General features: G+C 69.1%; 12 protein-coding genes and 2 pseudogenes. 10 read left to right on the top strand and 4 right to left on the bottom strand.

The features are described from left to right. On the top strand, positions 1–2,060 hold a 2,060-nt coding region (locus K6I33_RS16605), incomplete at its 5' end, for a LuxR C-terminal-related transcriptional regulator (protein WP_229352702.1). A 188-nt stretch (positions 2,061–2,248) separates the two neighbouring features. Further along, the gene (locus tag K6I33_RS16600) at positions 2,249–2,671 is read left to right on the top strand and encodes an SsgA family sporulation/cell division regulator (protein ID WP_308297193.1); all 423 of its coding nucleotides are present in this window, start codon (positions 2,249–2,251) and stop codon (positions 2,669–2,671) included. A 22-nt stretch (positions 2,672–2,693) separates the two neighbouring features. Here the strand turns inward: K6I33_RS16600 and K6I33_RS16595 are convergent, their stop codons facing one another. Together K6I33_RS16595 and K6I33_RS16590 are read right to left on the bottom strand one after the other, a co-directional pair. Beyond that, a complete protein-coding gene (locus K6I33_RS16595) occupies positions 2,694–3,155 on the bottom strand; it encodes a cupin domain-containing protein (protein ID WP_229352698.1) in 462 nt (153 codons plus the stop codon). Positions 3,156–3,353: 198 nt separating this feature from the next. After that, entirely contained in the window at positions 3,354–7,421 is a 4,068-nt protein-coding gene (locus tag K6I33_RS16590) for a GDSL-type esterase/lipase family protein (protein ID WP_229352696.1), read from the bottom strand. A gap of 495 nt (positions 7,422–7,916) precedes the next feature. Between K6I33_RS16590 and K6I33_RS16585 the strand changes: the two genes are divergently transcribed. Genes K6I33_RS16585 through K6I33_RS16570 form a run of 4 tightly spaced genes read left to right on the top strand, consistent with a single transcriptional unit; the run spans position 7,917 to position 12,146 of the window. Beyond that, positions 7,917–8,477, top strand: a complete 561-nt coding sequence (locus K6I33_RS16585) for a hypothetical protein (protein ID WP_229352694.1) — start codon at positions 7,917–7,919, stop codon at positions 8,475–8,477. 35 nt (positions 8,478–8,512) lie between these two features. Next, positions 8,513–9,874, top strand: a complete 1,362-nt coding sequence (locus tag K6I33_RS16580) for a cytochrome P450 (RefSeq protein WP_229352692.1) — start codon at positions 8,513–8,515, stop codon at positions 9,872–9,874. 32 nt (positions 9,875–9,906) lie between these two features. Beyond that, positions 9,907–10,920, top strand: coding sequence for a pentalenene synthase (locus tag K6I33_RS16575; protein WP_229352691.1), 1,014 nt, complete (start codon positions 9,907–9,909; stop codon positions 10,918–10,920). Positions 10,921–10,931: 11 nt separating this feature from the next. Then, positions 10,932–12,146 carry a cytochrome P450 gene (locus tag K6I33_RS16570; RefSeq protein ID WP_229352690.1) on the top strand — a complete coding sequence of 405 codons (1,215 nt, stop codon included), beginning with the start codon at positions 10,932–10,934 and terminating at the stop codon, positions 12,144–12,146. A gap of 94 nt (positions 12,147–12,240) precedes the next feature. Here K6I33_RS16570 and K6I33_RS16565 read toward each other — a convergent pair. Continuing rightward, positions 12,241–12,533: pseudogene (locus K6I33_RS16565) on the bottom strand (phosphotransferase); the annotation flags it as partial. A 380-nt stretch (positions 12,534–12,913) separates the two neighbouring features. Here K6I33_RS16565 and K6I33_RS16560 point away from each other — a divergent pair. Then, complete coding sequence (locus tag K6I33_RS16560) at positions 12,914–13,717, top strand: GNAT family N-acetyltransferase (protein ID WP_229352688.1); 804 nt, start codon at positions 12,914–12,916, stop codon at positions 13,715–13,717. A gap of 109 nt (positions 13,718–13,826) precedes the next feature. On the opposite strand, the gene K6I33_RS16555 is transcribed toward K6I33_RS16560, so the two are convergent. Continuing rightward, positions 13,827–15,161, bottom strand: a complete 1,335-nt coding sequence (locus K6I33_RS16555) for a protein-glutamine gamma-glutamyltransferase (protein WP_229352686.1) — start codon at positions 15,159–15,161, stop codon at positions 13,827–13,829. Positions 15,162–15,259: 98 nt separating this feature from the next. Between K6I33_RS16555 and K6I33_RS36035 the strand changes: the two genes are divergently transcribed. The 3 genes and pseudogenes from K6I33_RS36035 to K6I33_RS16545 all read left to right on the top strand — a co-directional run. Continuing rightward, entirely contained in the window at positions 15,260–15,388 is a 129-nt protein-coding gene (locus K6I33_RS36035) for a hypothetical protein (RefSeq protein ID WP_275126712.1), read from the top strand. A 781-nt stretch (positions 15,389–16,169) separates the two neighbouring features. Beyond that, entirely contained in the window at positions 16,170–16,511 is a 342-nt protein-coding gene (locus K6I33_RS16550; RefSeq protein ID WP_229352685.1) for a hypothetical protein, read from the top strand. A gap of 228 nt (positions 16,512–16,739) precedes the next feature. Then, positions 16,740–17,603, top strand: a pseudogene (locus tag K6I33_RS16545) (BTAD domain-containing putative transcriptional regulator); the annotation flags it as partial. Positions 17,604–17,690 lie beyond the last annotated feature (87 nt).

Below are 17,690 nucleotides of genomic sequence, written 5' to 3'. Positions count from 1 at the left end.
GGAAACGCCTATGCAATTCACGCCCGCCGCCCCGCCCGCCCCTGCCCCCCCCCCGGCGCCTTCAGCACGTGTACGGCGCCCGTATCGCGTCACTCGATGACGCCGTACGCGCGGAACTGCTGCGCGGTGCCCTGGACGGCGTCGGAGCGGGCACGGCGACCGGACACGGCCGCGGCACGCGCTACCGCATGACGGACGCCGACGAGGCGGCGGCATGCGGCCTGCTGGACATGGACCCCCTCAGCGGTGACTTCGTCTTCCGGCACCCTCTGGTGCGGTCGGCGGTCGTCCAGACGGCGACCGCCGGCCAACGGCGTGCCGCCCACGCGGTCCTCGCGCACGTGCACCGCGAGGACGTGGAACGACGCGCCATCCACCTGGCGGCTTCCGCGGTCGACCCCGACGAGCGGGTCGCGGCTGCGCTGGAGGCGGCCGCCGACTCCGCCACCCTGCGCGGCGCCTCGCTGACCGCCGTGTCCTGGCTGACCCGGGCGGCGGAGCTGAGCCGGAGCCATGAGGAACGGTCCCGGAGACTGGGCGACGCGGCGTTCGTCGCCGGCCAGGCCGGGCTGCTGGACCGGGCTCGGCAACTGGTCCGCTCCGACACCACGACAGGGACGAGCGAATCCCCGGCCTCGGTCCTCACATCGGCCTACGTCGCGCTGTACGAGGACGGAGACGTGCGGTCCGCGCAGCGTCACATCATGGCGGCGATCGAGAACATCCGTGACAGCGGAGTGCGGGAACCGAACGAGGTGCTCACCCGGTTGGTGAACCTGCTCCTGGCCATCAGCCAGTACGCGAGCGACAAGACGTCGTGGGAGCGGACACACGAGCTGCTGGGCTCCCTGGGCGGCCTGGTGTCCCCGAACTCCCGCATCTACGAGGACGCCTGGGGGGACGTGGTGCGTCGCGGCACCGGCGTGCGCGAGCGGCTGGAGCGCGCCCTCGACGATCTCCACACTCTCGAACCGTGGGAGACCACCCGCCTGGGCGTCGCCGCCTACCACGTCGACACCCTCAGCCAGTACCGCTCGCACTTCCAGCGCACCGTCGACCGCGAGGTGGAGACCGGGGCCGTGGCATCGGCCATGACCATGCTGCATCTGATCATGCTCGACCAGATGGCGGTGGGGGAGTGGGACGAGGCCGAACGGACCGGACAGCGCACCCTGGACCTGACGACGGCGCACGACTACGCGTTGTTCGCTCACCACACACACGCGTACCTCGGCCTCCTCGCCGCGATGCGCGGCCGGACCGACCGCGCACGAGAGCTCCAGGCCACCGTCGACACCTGGGCCCGCCCCCGCGGCGTAGGATTCCTCACCCAGATCGCCGACGCCATCGGCACCATCGCCGCCCTCACCGAAGGCGACTACGAAGCCGCGTACCTCCACGCCATCGGCATCACACCCCCCGGCACCTTCACCTCCTACGCCCACCAAGCCTCCCGCACCCTCCTCGACCTCGTCGAGGCGGCCCTCCACACCGGCCGCACCGAAGAAGCACGCCGCCACGCCCTCGCCGCACACGACGCCGGCCTCCCCGCCGTCTCCCCCCGCCTCGCTCTCCTCACCTACGGCGCCCTCGCCATGACCGCCACCGACCCCACCGAAGCCGACGACATGTACCACCGCGCCGAAACCCACCCCGGCGCCGCCGGCTTCCCCTTCGAACTCGCCCGCGTCCGCCTCGCCCACGGCATCCGCCTCCGCCACGCCCAAGGGCGCAAAGCCGCACGCGCCACCCTCACGCTCGCCGCCGAAACCTTCGAACGCCTCGGCACACCCCCCTGGGCCGAACGAGCCCGAGCGGAGCTCCGTGCCGCGGGCGCGCCCAGCTCCACCTCCACCTCTGCGGCGTGCCTCGCGGCACTGACGTGGCAGGAACGCCGGATCGCGGATCTCGCCGCCGGCGGCCTGACCAACAAGGAGATCGGCGCACGCATGCACCTGTCACCGCGCACCGTCGGCTCCCATCTCTACCGGGTCTTCCCCAAACTCGGCATCACCTCCAGGGCCGCGCTGCGCGACGCCCTGGGCAGTCGAATGACTTAACGCCGCCGGCCGCCGCACGCGGCCGGAGCCTGATTTCGGCGGTCAACTTACTTACGCGCAGTGCTCCGCAGGGGACGAGAGTGGGTCGAGCCAGCTTCCTCACAGGTAAGGATCCACGCGTCATGAGCGGCTACGAACCAGGTGTACAGGCCGACCGAACGGCACGGCACGGTCGGTCTCACCTGACCTTGGACATCGAACGCGTCCTGAGCGCCTCGGCACGCCAGGCGATCAGGGCCGAGTTCAGGTTCGACCCGCGAGTCCCCTTGATCGTGTGTGTGGAGTTCGGCGTCGAGGGCGGCCCGCGCGCCCTGTGGCGCATCGGACGGGACCTGCTCCGGCAGGGGCTGCGCTCGAGGAGCGGAATCGGCGACATCCAGATCTGGCCGTCGAATCCGGAGAACCTGGAGGATCCGGAGAACCGGGCGACCGCGTGGCTCCAGCTGGTCTCCGGCGACATGGCGGCGCTGTTCGAACTGCCGATACCACCGCTCTCGGAGTGGCTCGATCACACCTACGAGCTCGTTCCCGCTGGTGATGAGCTGTCCGGAGTCGACTGGGACGTCACCACCGCGGACCTTCTCACCGACCGGAGAGCGCGGTCCGAGTGATCGCCGAACGGGACTCCGCAGCCTAATAGGTCGTCACGAGCGGCTTCGTCTCGTCGACGACGTACGTGGAGAGCATCATCGTCGTCACCGTGCCGACGTTGCGGGCGTTGTGGATGGCGCCTTCCGGGATGAAGAACGGGTCCCCCGTGCGCAGACGGAGGGGCGGCCTGTCGTCGAATTCCATCAGGACGTCACCGCGGATGATGTAGCCGACCTCGATGCCGGGATGGCTGTGCCGTCCCGACTCCTTGTGGCATGGGATCTCCACGAGTGTCTGCACGGATTCCCACCCCTCGGCGGGCGAGGGGTGCTCCTGGAGGAGGGTACGGGTGACTCCCTCGGTCGGACCCGAGCCCCCGGTGGGGCGGGCGGAAGGGCTCTGGACGGCCTCCGCGGCCGCCGCCGCGGTGTCCGGCAGGGCGGCCGCGCCGAGCGCGCCGGCCACCGCGGTGCTGCTCGTACGCAGAAGAAGGCGTCGGTTCATCATTGTGTCTCTTACGTGTCGACCGTTCACACCTGTAGGCAATCACGCCCTCGAAACACACACAAGGTTGAAAGTCGGCCAACACACACGTGTGAATGGATAGATCTCACACATGTGCCAGGGGGGCATACGCGGCGCGCCCGTTCCCGGCGGACCGAAGTCCGCCGGGAACGGGCGCGCATGGCCGCGGGCCGTGACTCAGGAGTGGTAGTCGCGCAGGAACAGGGAACGGCCGGCGTCGGCCCTGGAGGCGTTGACGCCGTCACCGCCGGTGTAGTCGTCGCGTTCGTTGTCCGCCCAGTCCTGGATGGGGCCGCCCGCGCCCTTCAGGTGCTGGAAGACGCTCGCGTCGCCGGCGGCGGAACCGAACTGGAACACCCTGGAGGTGTCGGCGTAGGGCCGGTAGGGCTCGTAGGGACCTCCTGGGGTCGTCTGCTTGGTCAGGGTGTTGCGGAAGAAGACGTTCTGCGGGCCGGTGGATCCTGACCAGCCGATGCCCTTGCTGCCGGCGGCCCAGTAGATCGGCCACCAGGTGCCCTTGTCTCCGGCGCCGCCCTCACCACCGCAGTTGGTGGTGCACTCGCCGGAGGAGTGGTTGTAGGGAACGTGCACGGTGTTGTTCTCGAACAGGTTCCGGCGTTCCCAGCCGCCGTGCAGGTTCAGGTCGGAGTCGAGGTCGTTGCCGATGGCGACGTTGCCGGAAGCCGACCACTGGAAGGTGAGGTGTCGCAGGTTGCGGCTGGTGTTGAAGGCGTAGAGGGAGTCCCAGACGCGGGATCCGCGCAGGTAGCCGTTGCCGCCTTTGCCCTTGTTCCAGGCGCCGTCGAAGACGTTGTGCTCGATCTGGATGTTCCTGGCCACCTCGGTGACGACCGGGTGGGAGCCGGTCATGTCGGCGCGGACACCGCGTACCCAGGAGTCGGCGGCCCACTTGAAGACGATGCCGTGCATGGCGTACTCGGGTGCCATGTTGCCGTAGTTGTGGACCGCGTCGGCCGGACTGAGCTGGTACGTACCGCCGCCACGGAGCTTTGGCAGGCCGTTGATGTCCTCGGTGAAGGAGAAGTCCTCGAATCCCACATCGGTGATCATCTTCAGCGCGGTGACCTTGCTGGGGTAGGGCTTGCCGTTCACCCCCAGCGGCGGGGAGCCGTCCGAGGTGGAGTCGACCGGGACGTCGAACTCCAGCGGTTTGCCGATCGTGACGGTGTGGCGGGCGGCGTCCACCGAGGCGATGGTGAACACCTGCTGGCGCATGTGGAGGTTCTCCAGCCGGCCGTCGTCCGCCGAGGCCCCGGCGACCTCCTGGCCCTGGTAGAACTTGAGGCTGTTGGCCGCGCCCACCCACAGGTCGCCGCCCGGCTTGAAGGCGTCCATCTTCGCCTTGGGGTCCAGCTGGATCACCCGGTCGCCCTGGCGCGCGGCGTACTTGGCGTCGGCCGGGGATCCGGCCACGGCGACACCCGACTCCCAGTGCTGGTTGACGGAGCCCTCGAAGAGGTCACGGCGGTTCTCCGGGATCTTGGAGGGGTAGCCGCAGATCTTGAGGTACTTCTCGGCGACCTCGCGGGTCTGGACCCGGAACAGCCCGCGTCCCGGCCAGATCCAGCCGCCCGTGGCGACGTTGTTGCCGGTCGTGAACTCGCACTTGTGCTGCATCGCGCCCTGGTTCCAGCGCTCGCCCTTCTCGGTCAGGACGTCGTAGCGGGTGTTCTCGTCGGGTCGGAAGACGATCCGCGTGCCGCCGTCCGGGTCGGAACCCTGGCCGCGGATGACCAGGTAGGAGGCGTCCACGGCGAGTTGTTTGCTGACGTCAAGCCTGCCCTTGGGCAGTTCGATCACCGACAGCCTGTTGGGGCCCGCGCCCGGCGTGCAGGATTCGCGGATCCGGTCGATGGCGCTCTGCAGCCCCGCCGTGTCGTCCTGCCCGTCGTCGGGCCTCACCTTGAACCGCTGCTCGAGCTCGGACGGGGTGATGCGGCAGGTGGGGTCGGAGGTGCGGGAAGCGGCGGTGGGCAGCACCTCACCGGTGCGGTATCCGGCCCGGCTCCAGTCCGGCAGCCCGGCCACGGGGGCACGGCGGTTGCTCTTGCTCAGCACCGTACTGTTGTCCACGCTTCCGTCGACGGAGCCGGGAGCACCGGACGGCTTGCCCACGCACGACGAGGTCACCGGGGCCGCGCCGAGCTTCGCCGTGATCTTGGTCAGGCAGGCCGACAGGGCGAGCTGGCCGTAGTGGTTGGGGTGGATCGCCTCCTGCTGGTTCCCCTGGGCCTGCCACGGCAGGTCCTTGAGACCATCGACCAGGTACGGGACCCACCGCACCCACTCGGCGCGCTCGGCGGGGAGCGGGGCGGAGAGCTTGTGGTCCTTGCCCGCCTGCTGCGTCGTCCTGCCGCACAGCTCGTGCCCGGCGAACGCGTCCTGCAGGTCCAGGAAGGACGCCCCGGCCTCGTTGGCGGCGCCGCGCAGCATGGCACTGATCCGGGGCACCACGGAGGAGTGCGCCCAGTCGCTGTCCGCGTCCAGGAAGGGACATCCGCCACTCAGGTACCGGCTGTAGTTGGCGGGCGGGACGGGCGCGTTCTCCGGGTCGCGGTAGTCGCGGTAGTCGCGGCCGAGCGGCAGGGGGTTGGGGTAGGACTGCAGCACGATCTGGTACGAGCCGTCCTCCTGCCCGGCCTCGCGCAGCACGTTCCGGATCGCTTCGACCGACTTCACGATCTTCGCCCGTGCGGGGTCGAGGCCGTCGGCGAACTCCTTCTCCTTGGCGCCGCGACAGCCCTTGTTGAACAGGGACGGGTAGAAGTACGCCTTGACGCAGTCCTGGAGGATGTCGGCGAACTTCAGGTCGTTGCCGCCGATCGACAGCACGACCAGTCGCACCTCGTTGCTCCGGGCGATGTCGCGCAGATCGTCGATCTGGGGCCGCCGGCCCTTGAAGCCGGTCGTGGTGACGTTGTCCGTCGTCGCTCCCGAGCAGGCGATGTTGAAACGCCGCTCCAGCGGTACGTCGTCGACCGTCAGGCCCTTGATCTCGGCGGAGTCGGACCGGTCGCACCCGCTTCCGCCCTTGTCGTACGACGTGTCGCCGTACACCTTGGACGGGGCGTGGTCGCACACGCTCTCGTCACTGTTGCAGTTCACCGCTGCCCGGTCGGTGCCCCACGCCGAGCCGACAGCGGAGGCGGGGGCGTTCCCGGCCCACCGCCCCGCTTCGCCCGAAATGTAGCTGTCCCCCATGGAGACGACCGCAGGCGGCGGACCGCACGCGTCCTGCTCGGCACGCGCGGCGAGCCGGACGGCGGCGTCGTAGTTGTAGCGCGTCGGCTGGCTCCAGCCACTGGCGCACGGGATTGTGTTCCGTGGGGCGAACCTGACGGGAAGGTGGTCGGAATTGCCGTTCCGGCCGGTCGTCGACACGTCGAGGTTCCTCAGCTGATCGCTCGCGATCATGTAGTCCAGCGCGAAGCCGCTCTGCTGCGTCGTGACGGGCGTGCCGTCGGACTTGCTGTTCTGCGTCGCGTAGAACGTGTTGGGGAACCTGCCGCGCGTGGGGGCCGCGGCGCTGTTGAAGTCACCCAGGGCCCGCCATCGCTCGCCGGCCATGGTCTGGGAGATCGTGTCGATCAGGGCGACGGTGTGCCTGTTGACCGCGTCACCGGAACGGATCGACGCGGCATGGATGTCGAAGTACCAGGTGTTGTCGACCTTCACGCCGAACGCCGGACGGGACCTGATCCATTTGTTGCCCGCGTCCTGGGCGGGGAAGACCCTGACACGGTCCTTGAGGTCCTTGAGATCCGCCGGCGCGTCCCGCAGCCAGATCGCCATGGACTTCTGGCTGTTGTTCTCCGTGTCCTTGTCACCGGTGTCGGCGCCGGTACCGGTACTGGTGCCCCAGGAGTCCTTGCCCAGGATGTCCAGGTAGAGCAGGACCCCCTGCGCCCTTCGATCACCCCATTGCTGCGCGTAGACCCGGTACTTCAGGCTGGGCAGCCCGGTCGGGGTCTTTGCGGTGTCGCCGAGGTTGTCGGTGATCACTTCGTTCTTGGTGAAGTCCCAGGGGGCGGTCGTGGCCTCCTGCAGGGCCACGATGTCGGCGTCCTTGGTCAGGCCCGTCCTGATGGTCTCCCATCGGGTGCCACCCTGCATGTTGAACGTGATGGCCCGCTTGTCGAGGTCCTCGACCGCCTGTGCCGGCGCGGGCGGTGTGAATAACGTGACGAGCGAGGCGAGCATCGCCGCGCACAGGGCCTGCGCCACAGCGCTCGCCCGCCAAGGGGTCGGTCTGCGCCGGGACCCGCGTCCCGGCGTACGTATGGACAACTGTCCGTCTCTCTTTCCCGTCCGCCGCAGCCCGCCACGAGCCAGGAACCCGATGCCGATTTCCGTAACGGTCCTTGCGTGACGACCAGGCGGATCAGTCATGGGGGTGGATGGGCGGGCCGGAACCGCGTGAGTGTGTCGCGCGGCCGCGGCGTCGGAGCCCGTTCAACGGGTGGCGATGCTGACATGTGTGAGATCGGGCTGTCAACGTAAGGCAGGTGTGACCACGAGGTGTGAGTCACCGTTCGATATGTGCTGACGAGTACACATGCGTGAATCCCCGGCACGCCTGTGCCTACACGCAGAGGCATGTTTGCCCTTATGGTGAGGAGCGAACATGTTCGACGAGCCATCCGGCGTTGACACCCAACCGCACGGGAATCTCGGCGTGGGTACCATGCGCAGCGTCGTCCATATCAAGGGAGTGAAGGTGTGAGCAGCCAAGCAGCGGCCAAGCTCCGATCGCGGTACGTGGAACAGGTCGCATCGGAACTGGAGGAGAACCGCAGGCGTCAGGAGGAGCTGGCGAAGAGGATCGAGCTGCTGAAGCAGGAGGAAGCCCTGCTGTCGGACATCCTCGACCTCGCCGAGCGGTACGAAGGCTTCGCGGATGCCTCGCGTCTGCCGCAGCAGGCACAGGACGAGCCCGTGGACGCGAAGGCGAAGCGCCGAGGCGCGGTCGGAGCGGCCACGCCGCGTTCGACGCCGAGCAGGACAGCTCCAGCGGGGACCGGGACGAAGAGCGGCGCGAAGGGGAAGTCGAGCCGGCCTCTGCTCGGGGACCTGCTGATGGACCTGCTCGCCGGTCATGACGAACCCCGTTCGGCCAAGGAACTGCGGGACGAACTTCTGGAGCAGGACCCGAGCCGTGTTCCGACACCGCAGGTGGTACGGAACACCCTCGAGTCTCTGGTCGCCAAGGGACGCGTCCAACGCCACAAGCAGCAGCGGTCGGTGATGTACACCCGCGCGAAGGCTGCCGACGCCGGCTGAACTTTTGATCTCACGCTTCAGGGAGGTGCAGAGCTGTGCGTTCCATCACCGCTCCAGCGGTGGCGGCCCCCATCGTGCCGGGGCGCTTACCCCTGCTCGGCCACCTGCCGCAGCTGGCCGTCAAACGGGTGGAGTTCCTGCAATCGATCAGGACACGGGGCGACATCGTCAGGATATTCCTCGGGAATCGGCCGGTGTTCATCCTGAACTCACCGGAGGCCGTCCACGACGTTCTTCTGACGCAGAGCAGGAAGTTCGGCAAAGGGCTGCTGTTCGACGTCGCGCGGCCTTTCATCGGGAACGGCATCATCACGTCCGAGCGGGATTTCCACCTTCGTCAACGGCGCGCGCTCCAACCGGCTTTTCACCGGAACAGCATCGCCGCGTGCGTCGGCACGATGACCGACATCGCCGAGGAGCAGGTGTCGGCCTGGCGTCCGGGCGAGGTGATCGCCATGGACGTGGTGTTGCGCCGGATGATGACGGTCATGCTCGTGGCGACGCTGTTCAGCACCGAACGCCCGGAGGGTGCCGCGGCCGTCGCCGAACTGGGGGAACAGGTCGCCGAGCATCTGACCACGGTGATGCGCGGGGTCTTCGTGGGCACCGTGCTGCCCGCGCCGATCGCCACTTCACCCGTGCTGGGGCACCGCAAGTACCTGGCCGCCGCCGCGGCGCTGCGCGAGCTCGCGGACACCGCCGTCCGTCAGGCCCGGCAGGACCCCACCGACCGCGGTGACCTGCTGTCGATCATGTTCGCGGGCACCCCGGGGAATCCGCGGGGGATGACCGACGTGGAGGCTCGCGACGAGCTGCTGTCCCTGCTCATGGCCGGTGCCGAGACCACATCGACCACCCTGTCCTGGGCCCTCCACGAACTCGGCCGGCGCCCGGAGATCACCCGGCGGATCCGGGACGAGTGCGACGCGCTGCCCGCCGGAGCCCTGCCCGGCGCGGCGACGCTCCCCTTCACCGACCGGTTCCTCCGGGAGGTCCTCCGGCTCCATCAGCCCAGCTGGCTGCTCATGCGGCGCGCTCTGGAGCCGGTGCGGGTCTGCGGGGTCGAACTCCCGCGGGGAGCCGAGCTGCTCTACAGCGCGGTGACGATGCACCGCGACCCGGCGTACTACCCGGACCCGCTGCGGTTCGACCCGGACCGGTGGCTCGGCCGTACCGAGAAGGACCTTCCACCGGGTGCCTACGTCCCTTTCGCCCTCGGCAACCGGAAGTGCATCGGCGACCACTTCGCGATGACCGAGATGCTGGTAGTCCTGCGCGCGATCGTCTCGCGGTGGCGACCCCGGCCGGTCGAGGGGCACCGGGTCCGGCCGGTGGTCCAAGCGCTGATCCGGCCCAATGCGCTGCCCATGCGCGTCTCGCCCTGGCCGGCCGACTGAACCGGCCCCGTTTTCCGGAGGTGCGCCACCCCATGACATCGACGGCAGAGTACGTGTCCGTGGATCCGGGGCCACCGGCCCAGGCCCCGACCTCGGCCTCGGATCCCGTCCCCTTTCCGTGCCGGATCAGCCCGGACTTCCGGGCCGCCCACGACCGTCACCTCGCCTGGCCGAAGTCCTTCGGCTTCCTGTCCTCGGAAGCGGCGGAGGCCCACCACCTCAGGGGCCAGTTCCCGCTGATCGCGGCCATGTTCTATCCGACCGCGACCGGAAGCGAACTGGACCTCGGAGTCGACCAGCAGAGCTGGTACTTCCTGTTCGACGACGCGCTCGACGAAGAGTGGGGCCGGTCACCCGAGCGGGTCCGTCACCTCGTCGGACTCGTCAAGGAGGGCACCACCGGCGAGGCATCCCCGCTGCCCCTGGCCGGCGCCTTCGCCGACATGCGACGACGCAGCTGCCAGGACATGCCGGAGGACTGGATCCAGCGATCGGCGGCCCACTGGTCCTCCTACCTCGACCACCACGTCCACGAGGCGCGCAGCCGGCACACCGGCGCGCCCATGTCGCTGGGCACATACCTGCGGGTCCGGCGCCACACCATCGGCGTGGCACCCGTCATCGACCTTGCCGAACGCCTGTCCTCGTGCGTCCTGCCGGACCACCTTTACGCGCTGCCGCACCTGTCGGTCATGCGCGAGATGACGAAGACCTTCATCATCTGCGACAACGACATCGTCTCCCTCGACAAGGACACAGCACTGGGGGAGCGGAACAACCTGGTGCTCTGCCTGGAACGGGACCACGGGCTCTCCCGGACGGAAGCGATCGACCAGGCTCTCCTCCGCCGGGCCGAAGCCCTGGAACTGTTCACCGGCGCCCACCGGGCCCTTCTCGCCGCCACGGCGACGGGCCACCTCGACCCGGCCGAACGCGACCTGCTCCGGCGCTACTGCACGCAGGCACTGCAGACCACCATCCGCGGCGCCTACGACTGGCACCACGCCTCCACCCGGTACCACGTCCCCGGAACCCGAAGCAGCTGAGGAGCAGCAGCATGCCCGACCACCGGCCGGCGGCTCACCGCCCGGCGTCCTTCGTAGCCTCCGAACGGGACCGGACCTGCCCGTTCGCCCCGTCGCCGGACCTGCGCCGGATGCGCGAGGAGGACGGCCTGCCGCGACTGCGCGTCCTCCATCCGGTGCGCGGCGAGATCGAGGCCGTCGTCATCACCGGATACGGCGACGTCCGGGCCGCCTTCGCGGACGAGCGCCTGGTGACGGGTGACGGCATCGACCCGATGCTGCCGCGCACCCTGTTCAACCACCCGGGCTTCCTGCCCGCCTACAGCGGTCCGGAACACGCCCGCCTCCGCCGGATGCTCACCGGCAGCTTCACCGTCCGTCAGGTCGAGCGACTGCGTCCCGCGATCGAGACGATCGTCGCCGGTCACCTCGACGCCATGGCGGAGCAGGGACCGGTCGTCGACCTGGTCGAGGCGTTCGCCCTGCCCGTCCCGTCCCTGGCGATCTGCGAACTGCTCGACGTTCCCTACGGGACCCGGTCCATGTTCCAGCGCTGCTCCCAGGTGATCATGGACGGGACCGTCGGCGCCGACGGGCTGGTCGCCGCCTCGGCCGAGTTGAACGCGGCCATGGCGGACATCGTCGCCCGCAACCGGGCAACCCCCGGGGACGGGGTGCTGGGCACGGTGGTGCGGCGGCACGGCGCGGAGCTCACCGACGAGGAACTCATCGGGTTCGGCACCACCCTCCTGGTCGGGGGACACGAGACCACGGCGACCATGCTCGCCCTGAGCGTGCTGGCCCTGCTCCGCAGCCCGGACCAGCTCGCCGCCCTCCGCGACGACCCCGCCGTCACCGGTACGGCCGTGGAGGAACTCCTGCGCCACCTCGCCATCCCCGCACCGCTCCTGCGCACGGCCGTGACCGACGTCGAGATCAACGGCCACCGGATCGCCGAAGGCGAGCACGTACTGCTCTCTCCCCTGACCGCGAACCGTGACCCCGAGCTCGTCCCCGAGCGCCCCGACGACCTCGACCTGCGTCGCCGTCCGGTCGCCCAACTGTCCTTCGGCTTCGGCGCCCACCAGTGCCTCGGCCAGCAACTGGCCCGACTGGAGCTGAAGATCGCCCTACCGGCCCTGCTCCGCCGCTTCCCCACCCTCCGACTCGCCGTCCCCGAAGCCGCCCTCCGCTTCCGCGAGGGCTCGACGGTCTACGGGGTCGAGGCGCTCCCGGTCACCTGGTGAGGTCTGGCCTGGCCCCGAAGGCCGGCCGTTCCTTCCTTGTCAAGGGACATGCACAGGGCGGCCCGGCGTCCCCCTGTGCGGCGGCGTGGCGTCGTCAAGCCGCGCCGAACCAGGCCTCGGCCAGGGCGGGCAACGTCCCTTCGGCGGGCACGGGCAGTTCCCGCAGGTACCAGGGGAGATCGCTGTACCCGTGCAGCAAGGCGTACGCGAGCAGTTCGTCCGGCGCGCGAACGCGTGGCCGTACGCTGTGGCGAGCCGGGTCAGCAGCGCGGGTTCGCCCCGGGTGACGAACAGGCCGATGGCGATAAAGTCGTGGGCCCGGTCACCGCCCATGGCCGGTTCGATGTCGAAGAGGCCGGTCAGCCGCCAGCCGTCCGGATCGACGAGCCGAACGCAGTCAGCGCCAGTCAGCGGCGCTTCTTGGCCTTCCTCTTCTGGGGCGGGTTCCACTCGCCGCGGTGGAGCTGGCAGCGCGAGTATCCGATCATTGCAGGGTTCTGGCACGGCTTGCCTGTCCTCGCTTGGGTCGAGCGAGCGGGCGTACGAGGCCTTCGCCCGCCAGGTGAGGTGACCGACCCGCTTCTCCGCTGGGTTCGGGCGAGATCGCAGAAGGTGAGTGCTCAGTAATCTCGGTTGAGATCGGCCCGGCTATCAGGGACATTACGTCGTTGGGCCGGAGGCGTGCCGAAGACCCGAGCCGACTTCTGCTCGGGTCCCGCCTGCTCCTTCGCCTGGATCACCGCACAGTGACTGAACAGGAGCCATCCGTGGCCGACACTCGGCAGACCTCCCCCGACACTCGTGTCGAGGATCGAAGCAGACAGGACCATCCGGATCACCTCGCGGCCTTCGGCGACGCGGCGATACGCCAGGCCCGTAACTCCGCCGCGTTCTGGGCCGCGCTCGGAAGCTCCCGCGGCCACGAGGTGATCCGCCGACGCGGCTTCCTCGCCGTGCTGGGCGGCGAACGCGCCGGGACGCGCATCTTGCTGCAGGAACCCGACCTCGACGCGCACGGGCTCGCCGAGCTGACCGAGCTGGCCGGCCGATCGACCGGACCGGTGGATGCCGAGGATCCGTTCAGTTCCACCGACCTGAGTCACCTGGGCTTGCGCAACTGGCAGATGCCGATCATGGTGCGCCCGCCTGGTCCTGTACCCGCTCCCGCGATGGAGGTGATCCGAGTCCAGCGGACGGACGAGCTGCGGACTGCCGAGCAGATCGTGATCGAGGGCTTCGAGCTGACCAGGTTCACCCCCTACCGTCCCGGCGAGTTGTTCCCCACGACACTGACCGAGCAGCCAGGTGTGGACGTCTTTCTCGCCGTCCTTGACGGCGAGGCGGCCGGAGCCGGTGTCACCGTCGTCCACGACGGGTTCGGCGGCCACTACTGGGTCGGCACGGCGTCGGCGCACCGCTCGCGCGGCGTCGGGCGGGCCGTCATGCTCGGCTCACTCGCACCCATGGCGAACCTTCCGGTGACACTCACCGCCTCACAGCTCGGACGGCCGCTGTACGAGTCGCTGGGCTTCACCGCCGTCACCTCGTCGACCTGGTGGTCCTCACAATGACCGGCACCGAGGTGTGACTTGGCGCCCCGGCCGGCCCGGACTCCACTTGCAAGGACGGACCGTGGCCCTCGTCCCGGCGGGCGGGGCGCCGACCTCCTGCCCGGTCCTGTCACGACCAGCCTTGCTTCACCTTGGCGGGGGCGGTGTTCCAGCTCTTGGGTATGAACGTGATCATGTACGTTCCGCGGTCGAAGTCCGCGTACCCGGCAGACCAGTTACGGAACTTGCTCTCGTACACGTGCATGGGGCCCAGGCCGCTGTTGGGCGCGTGGTAGTGGTCGCCGTGGGTCCATATCGTCTTGTCGGCATCCGCTTCTGTTTGAGCCCCGAACCAGCCGTAGTCGAAATTGACCCAGCTTTCGCCAGGGTTGGCGGGACTGCGCGGGATGCTTCTGTCCTTCGACATGTCGACCAGGCCGGTGCCCCGGTCGGGGCGGAAGGCTTCCGGGTCGCCGAACTTCCTCCTGTCGGAGGGGCCCCGCTGGTCCTGTCCGCTCCAGAAGTGCTTGGAGTAGATGACCGCCTTCATCTTGGACGGGTCGTAGTTACCTCCGTCTCTCTCTTTGAAAGACGGTGTGTTTCTCAGCGCCGAGTAGAAGTTCGAGCGGCTGTCCTCGTGGAGCAGGGCGTCATTGTTGTTCGTCAGCTCTGTCTTGAGGTTGTCGATGTAGGTCCCCTCGTCGTGGGCATTCTCCAGGGCCTTGTTCATGATGGATGCCACATCACGTGCCCGCTGGAAGCCCTTTCCCTCGTCGAAACTGTCCTTGGCGATACGACCCTCGAACTCCGCCTGCGTTTCCCCCGGCCGGGGGGTGGTTCTTTTGAGGTCGTTCTTGTACTTGCTCTCGTCGAAGAAAGCGAACGCCAGTTTGTTCATCGGGTAGGGTCCCGAGTTGACCCAGGTGACACCGACGCAACCGTAGGAAAGCTTTTCTCGCTGCTCTTCGGTCATCTGCTGTTTCTTGCCGTTGCGGTCACCGTAGACCTGCTGCCACTTGCGTATGTAGTTGTTGACGACCGTAGTGGCCCTGCCTCCGTAGGTCCGGTACGCATCAGGCATCCTGTCGAGCGGCTCGGCCGGCGGGGTTTCCCTGTCGTCGGCAGAGCTGGGGGCCCGGGAGGGTGAGCTGGCGCTCGGAGGAAATTCCCTCGGAGGAATGCCGGGTTGCCCCAGCGTGAGAGCGCTTTCGTTGAGTTCGTTGATGTTCCTGACGTCATCCGCCGTCAGGCCGTGCGTTTCGGCGTAGGACCCCTTCCCTTCCCCGTCGCCGCTGCCGGCGGCCTGGCTGACCGACGGTATGAATCCGGCGGTGCATATGACTGTACCCACGGTGGCGAAGGTGAGAAATCTCCGACGTCTGTGCATGAAAATCAACAACTCCCTTGTGGTGAAGGCTTGTGGAACGAGGGCATGCGAGAGCGCGACGCGATGGAGAGGGTTCACGGCGAGCTCCCGCCCGGGGCTCAGGACCGTGGCCGCGCCCTGCGTCGCTGTGCCGGCGGCAGGGAGGCCGCCGCCGCGAGGCGGAAGGAGACGCGGTAGTGCGGGAGGTGGCGGTGGTGGCGCGCTCGTCGCCGGTCATGACCGTGGTGGCCGGCCGCGGGGCGGGCCGGCGCGGCTCGGTCGCCCGGGCCGGGCTGGGCTGGTGGCTCGCTACATCAGCGTCGTAGCCCGCGCGGGACACACGAGCTGGAAGTCGGCCCGCAGGCCGCGGTGACGGCGGCGGTGGTGAGGGCGCGGAGAGCGGTCCTGCGTATCACTTCTCGGCTCCTGGATGAGTGATCAGATCGATACGATCAGTGATCATGTCCCCGAGTTAACTTCCCGGCAACATCATGGCTTTAAATCCGGCCAATCCATCACGTAGGGCGGTATCTGGCCACGCGTCTGATCCGGCTCGGCATGTCGAAGGGCCGTTGATCTGCTGGGGGGCGAAGGCGTCGAGGCGTCGAACTGTACGCCTGCGGCAAGGACGCCGGGAGCCTCCCATGTGATGCAGCGCCCGTCGATGGCGTGTTTCCGGCCCGCGTCGGGCAGTGGCCGGGTCGTCTCGGCGACGGTGGCCGCGGTCATCTGGTGGACGTGCCGCGGGCCCGTGCGTTTTCGCTGGTCGGAGAGTCCAGCAGGGTGCCGACGACCTCCGTCGGTGTGGGGCCCGGGGCTGTGGCGTGCCACAACAGGTCGCCGACCGGCGTTTCGTAGGCCGCGATGGTCGACTTGATGTCGATGGCCGAGCGCGCCCGTGCACGGAGCGGGGCCGCGATCCGCGAACCGGCCGACCTGTCCGGACGAGGCCCGGACAAAGCCTGGACAGCAGGCCGGACACGGTTTCCGTGTCCGGGACGGGCCATGGCGTTGACCCGGTTCTGCCGGTGCTCACAAGCTCGTCCCGGGCCACCCCGAGGACCGTCAGGCCCAGGCGTATCTTCCACTGAGGCACAAGGAGCCGTCGTGTTCAGACGCGTAGCCACCGCTGTCGCCGCCCTCTCCCTCGGCGCGGCCGGGTTCGCCCTCGCCCCCGCCGCGCAAGCCGGAACGAGCGGTACGGAGAAGGCCTGGACCCCGCCGAGCTGCCAGGGCTATCGGGCCAACACCGCCGTGTGGGTCATCTGCAAGGGCAAGGGATCCGCCAGCCAGGTCCGCATGATTTACGAGTGCCGGGTCCTGGGACAGGTCGTGCAGCACACCACGGGGTGGGATTCGCTGGATGCCCGCGGTTCCAGGACGATCAGCGCCGAGTGCACCTTCGAGGCCGTCTCCGCCAAGGGCGATCACCGCAAGCCCAGGACCTGACGCCACGGCACGCGACAGTGCCCGCCTCTCACGGGGCGGGCACGTGGAGCCATGATGCCGCCCGGCCGGTACTCGGCGCGAGAGCGTGGTCACGTACGTCCCCGCCGGTCGCCGGCCGGGCCCCCGAAATCGTGCCCCCCGAAATCGTGCCCCCCGAGATCGTGGCCCCCGAAATCGTGCCCCCGCACGGGATACCCTGAGGTCTTTGTGCTGGGAGGCATGGGGCAGATGGAATTCCGGTTGCTCGGAGCGGTGTCGGTCGTCACCGAGGCCGGTGTGCTGCCGCTCGGCCCCGTCAAGCGACGCAGCCTGCTGGCCGCCCTGCTGCTGCGCCCCAATTGCCCGGTGCTGGTCGATCAGCTGACGGCCGCTCTGTGGGAGGAAGAGCCGCCGCCGAGCGCCCGCGGCGTCATTCAGGGCCATGTGTCGCGGCTGCGGACCCTGCTGACCGGTGCCGACGCCGGCGCGTACGGTGTCGAACTGATCACCCAGGGCGCGGCGTACGTCCTGCGGATGCCACGGGAGCGGCTCGACGCGCACCGCTTCGAGGACATGACGGCCCGGGCCCGTAGCCGGTGCGGCCCGGCCGAGGCCGTGGAGATGTACCGGGAGGCCCTGTCGCTGTGGCGCGGACCCGCGCTGGCCGACGCCCGTCCGAGCGCACCGCTCCGGGCCGCCGCGCACGCGCTGGAGGAGCTCCGGCTGGATTCGGTGGAACAAATGGCCGCAGCCTACGCACGGTTGGGTGAACATGCCCGGGCCGCCACCGTTCTGCAGGCCGAGGCCTTCGCCCATCCGCTGCGCGAATCGCTGTCCGCCGCCCTGATGGGAGCGCTCCGGAGGGCGGGCCGCCGCTCGGAGGCGCTCGACTGGTTCCACCGCACCCGGCGGTTGCTCGCCGACGAACTGGGCGTGGACCCGGGCCGGGAACTGACGGACGCCTACGCCTTGGCTCTGCGCGGCGGGGAAGGAGAGGAGGCGAAGGCCACCGCGGGGGACAGGGCGAAGGCAGTCGCCACGGTTCCGGTTCCGGGCCCGGCCGCCACGACGCACGCCCCGCTCCCCGCCCCCGTACCGGCTGCACCCGGCGGTTGCTCGCCGACGAACTGGGCGTGGACCCGGGCCGGGAACTGACGGACGCCTACGCCTTGGCTCTGCGCGGCGGGGAAGGAGAGGAGG

The organism is Streptomyces sp. UNOB3_S3 (assembly GCF_020740895.1).
In the GTDB taxonomy this organism is placed as follows: Bacteria; Actinomycetota; Actinomycetes; order Streptomycetales; family Streptomycetaceae; genus Streptomyces.
This window is presented reverse-complemented; position numbering and strand designations above follow the sequence as displayed.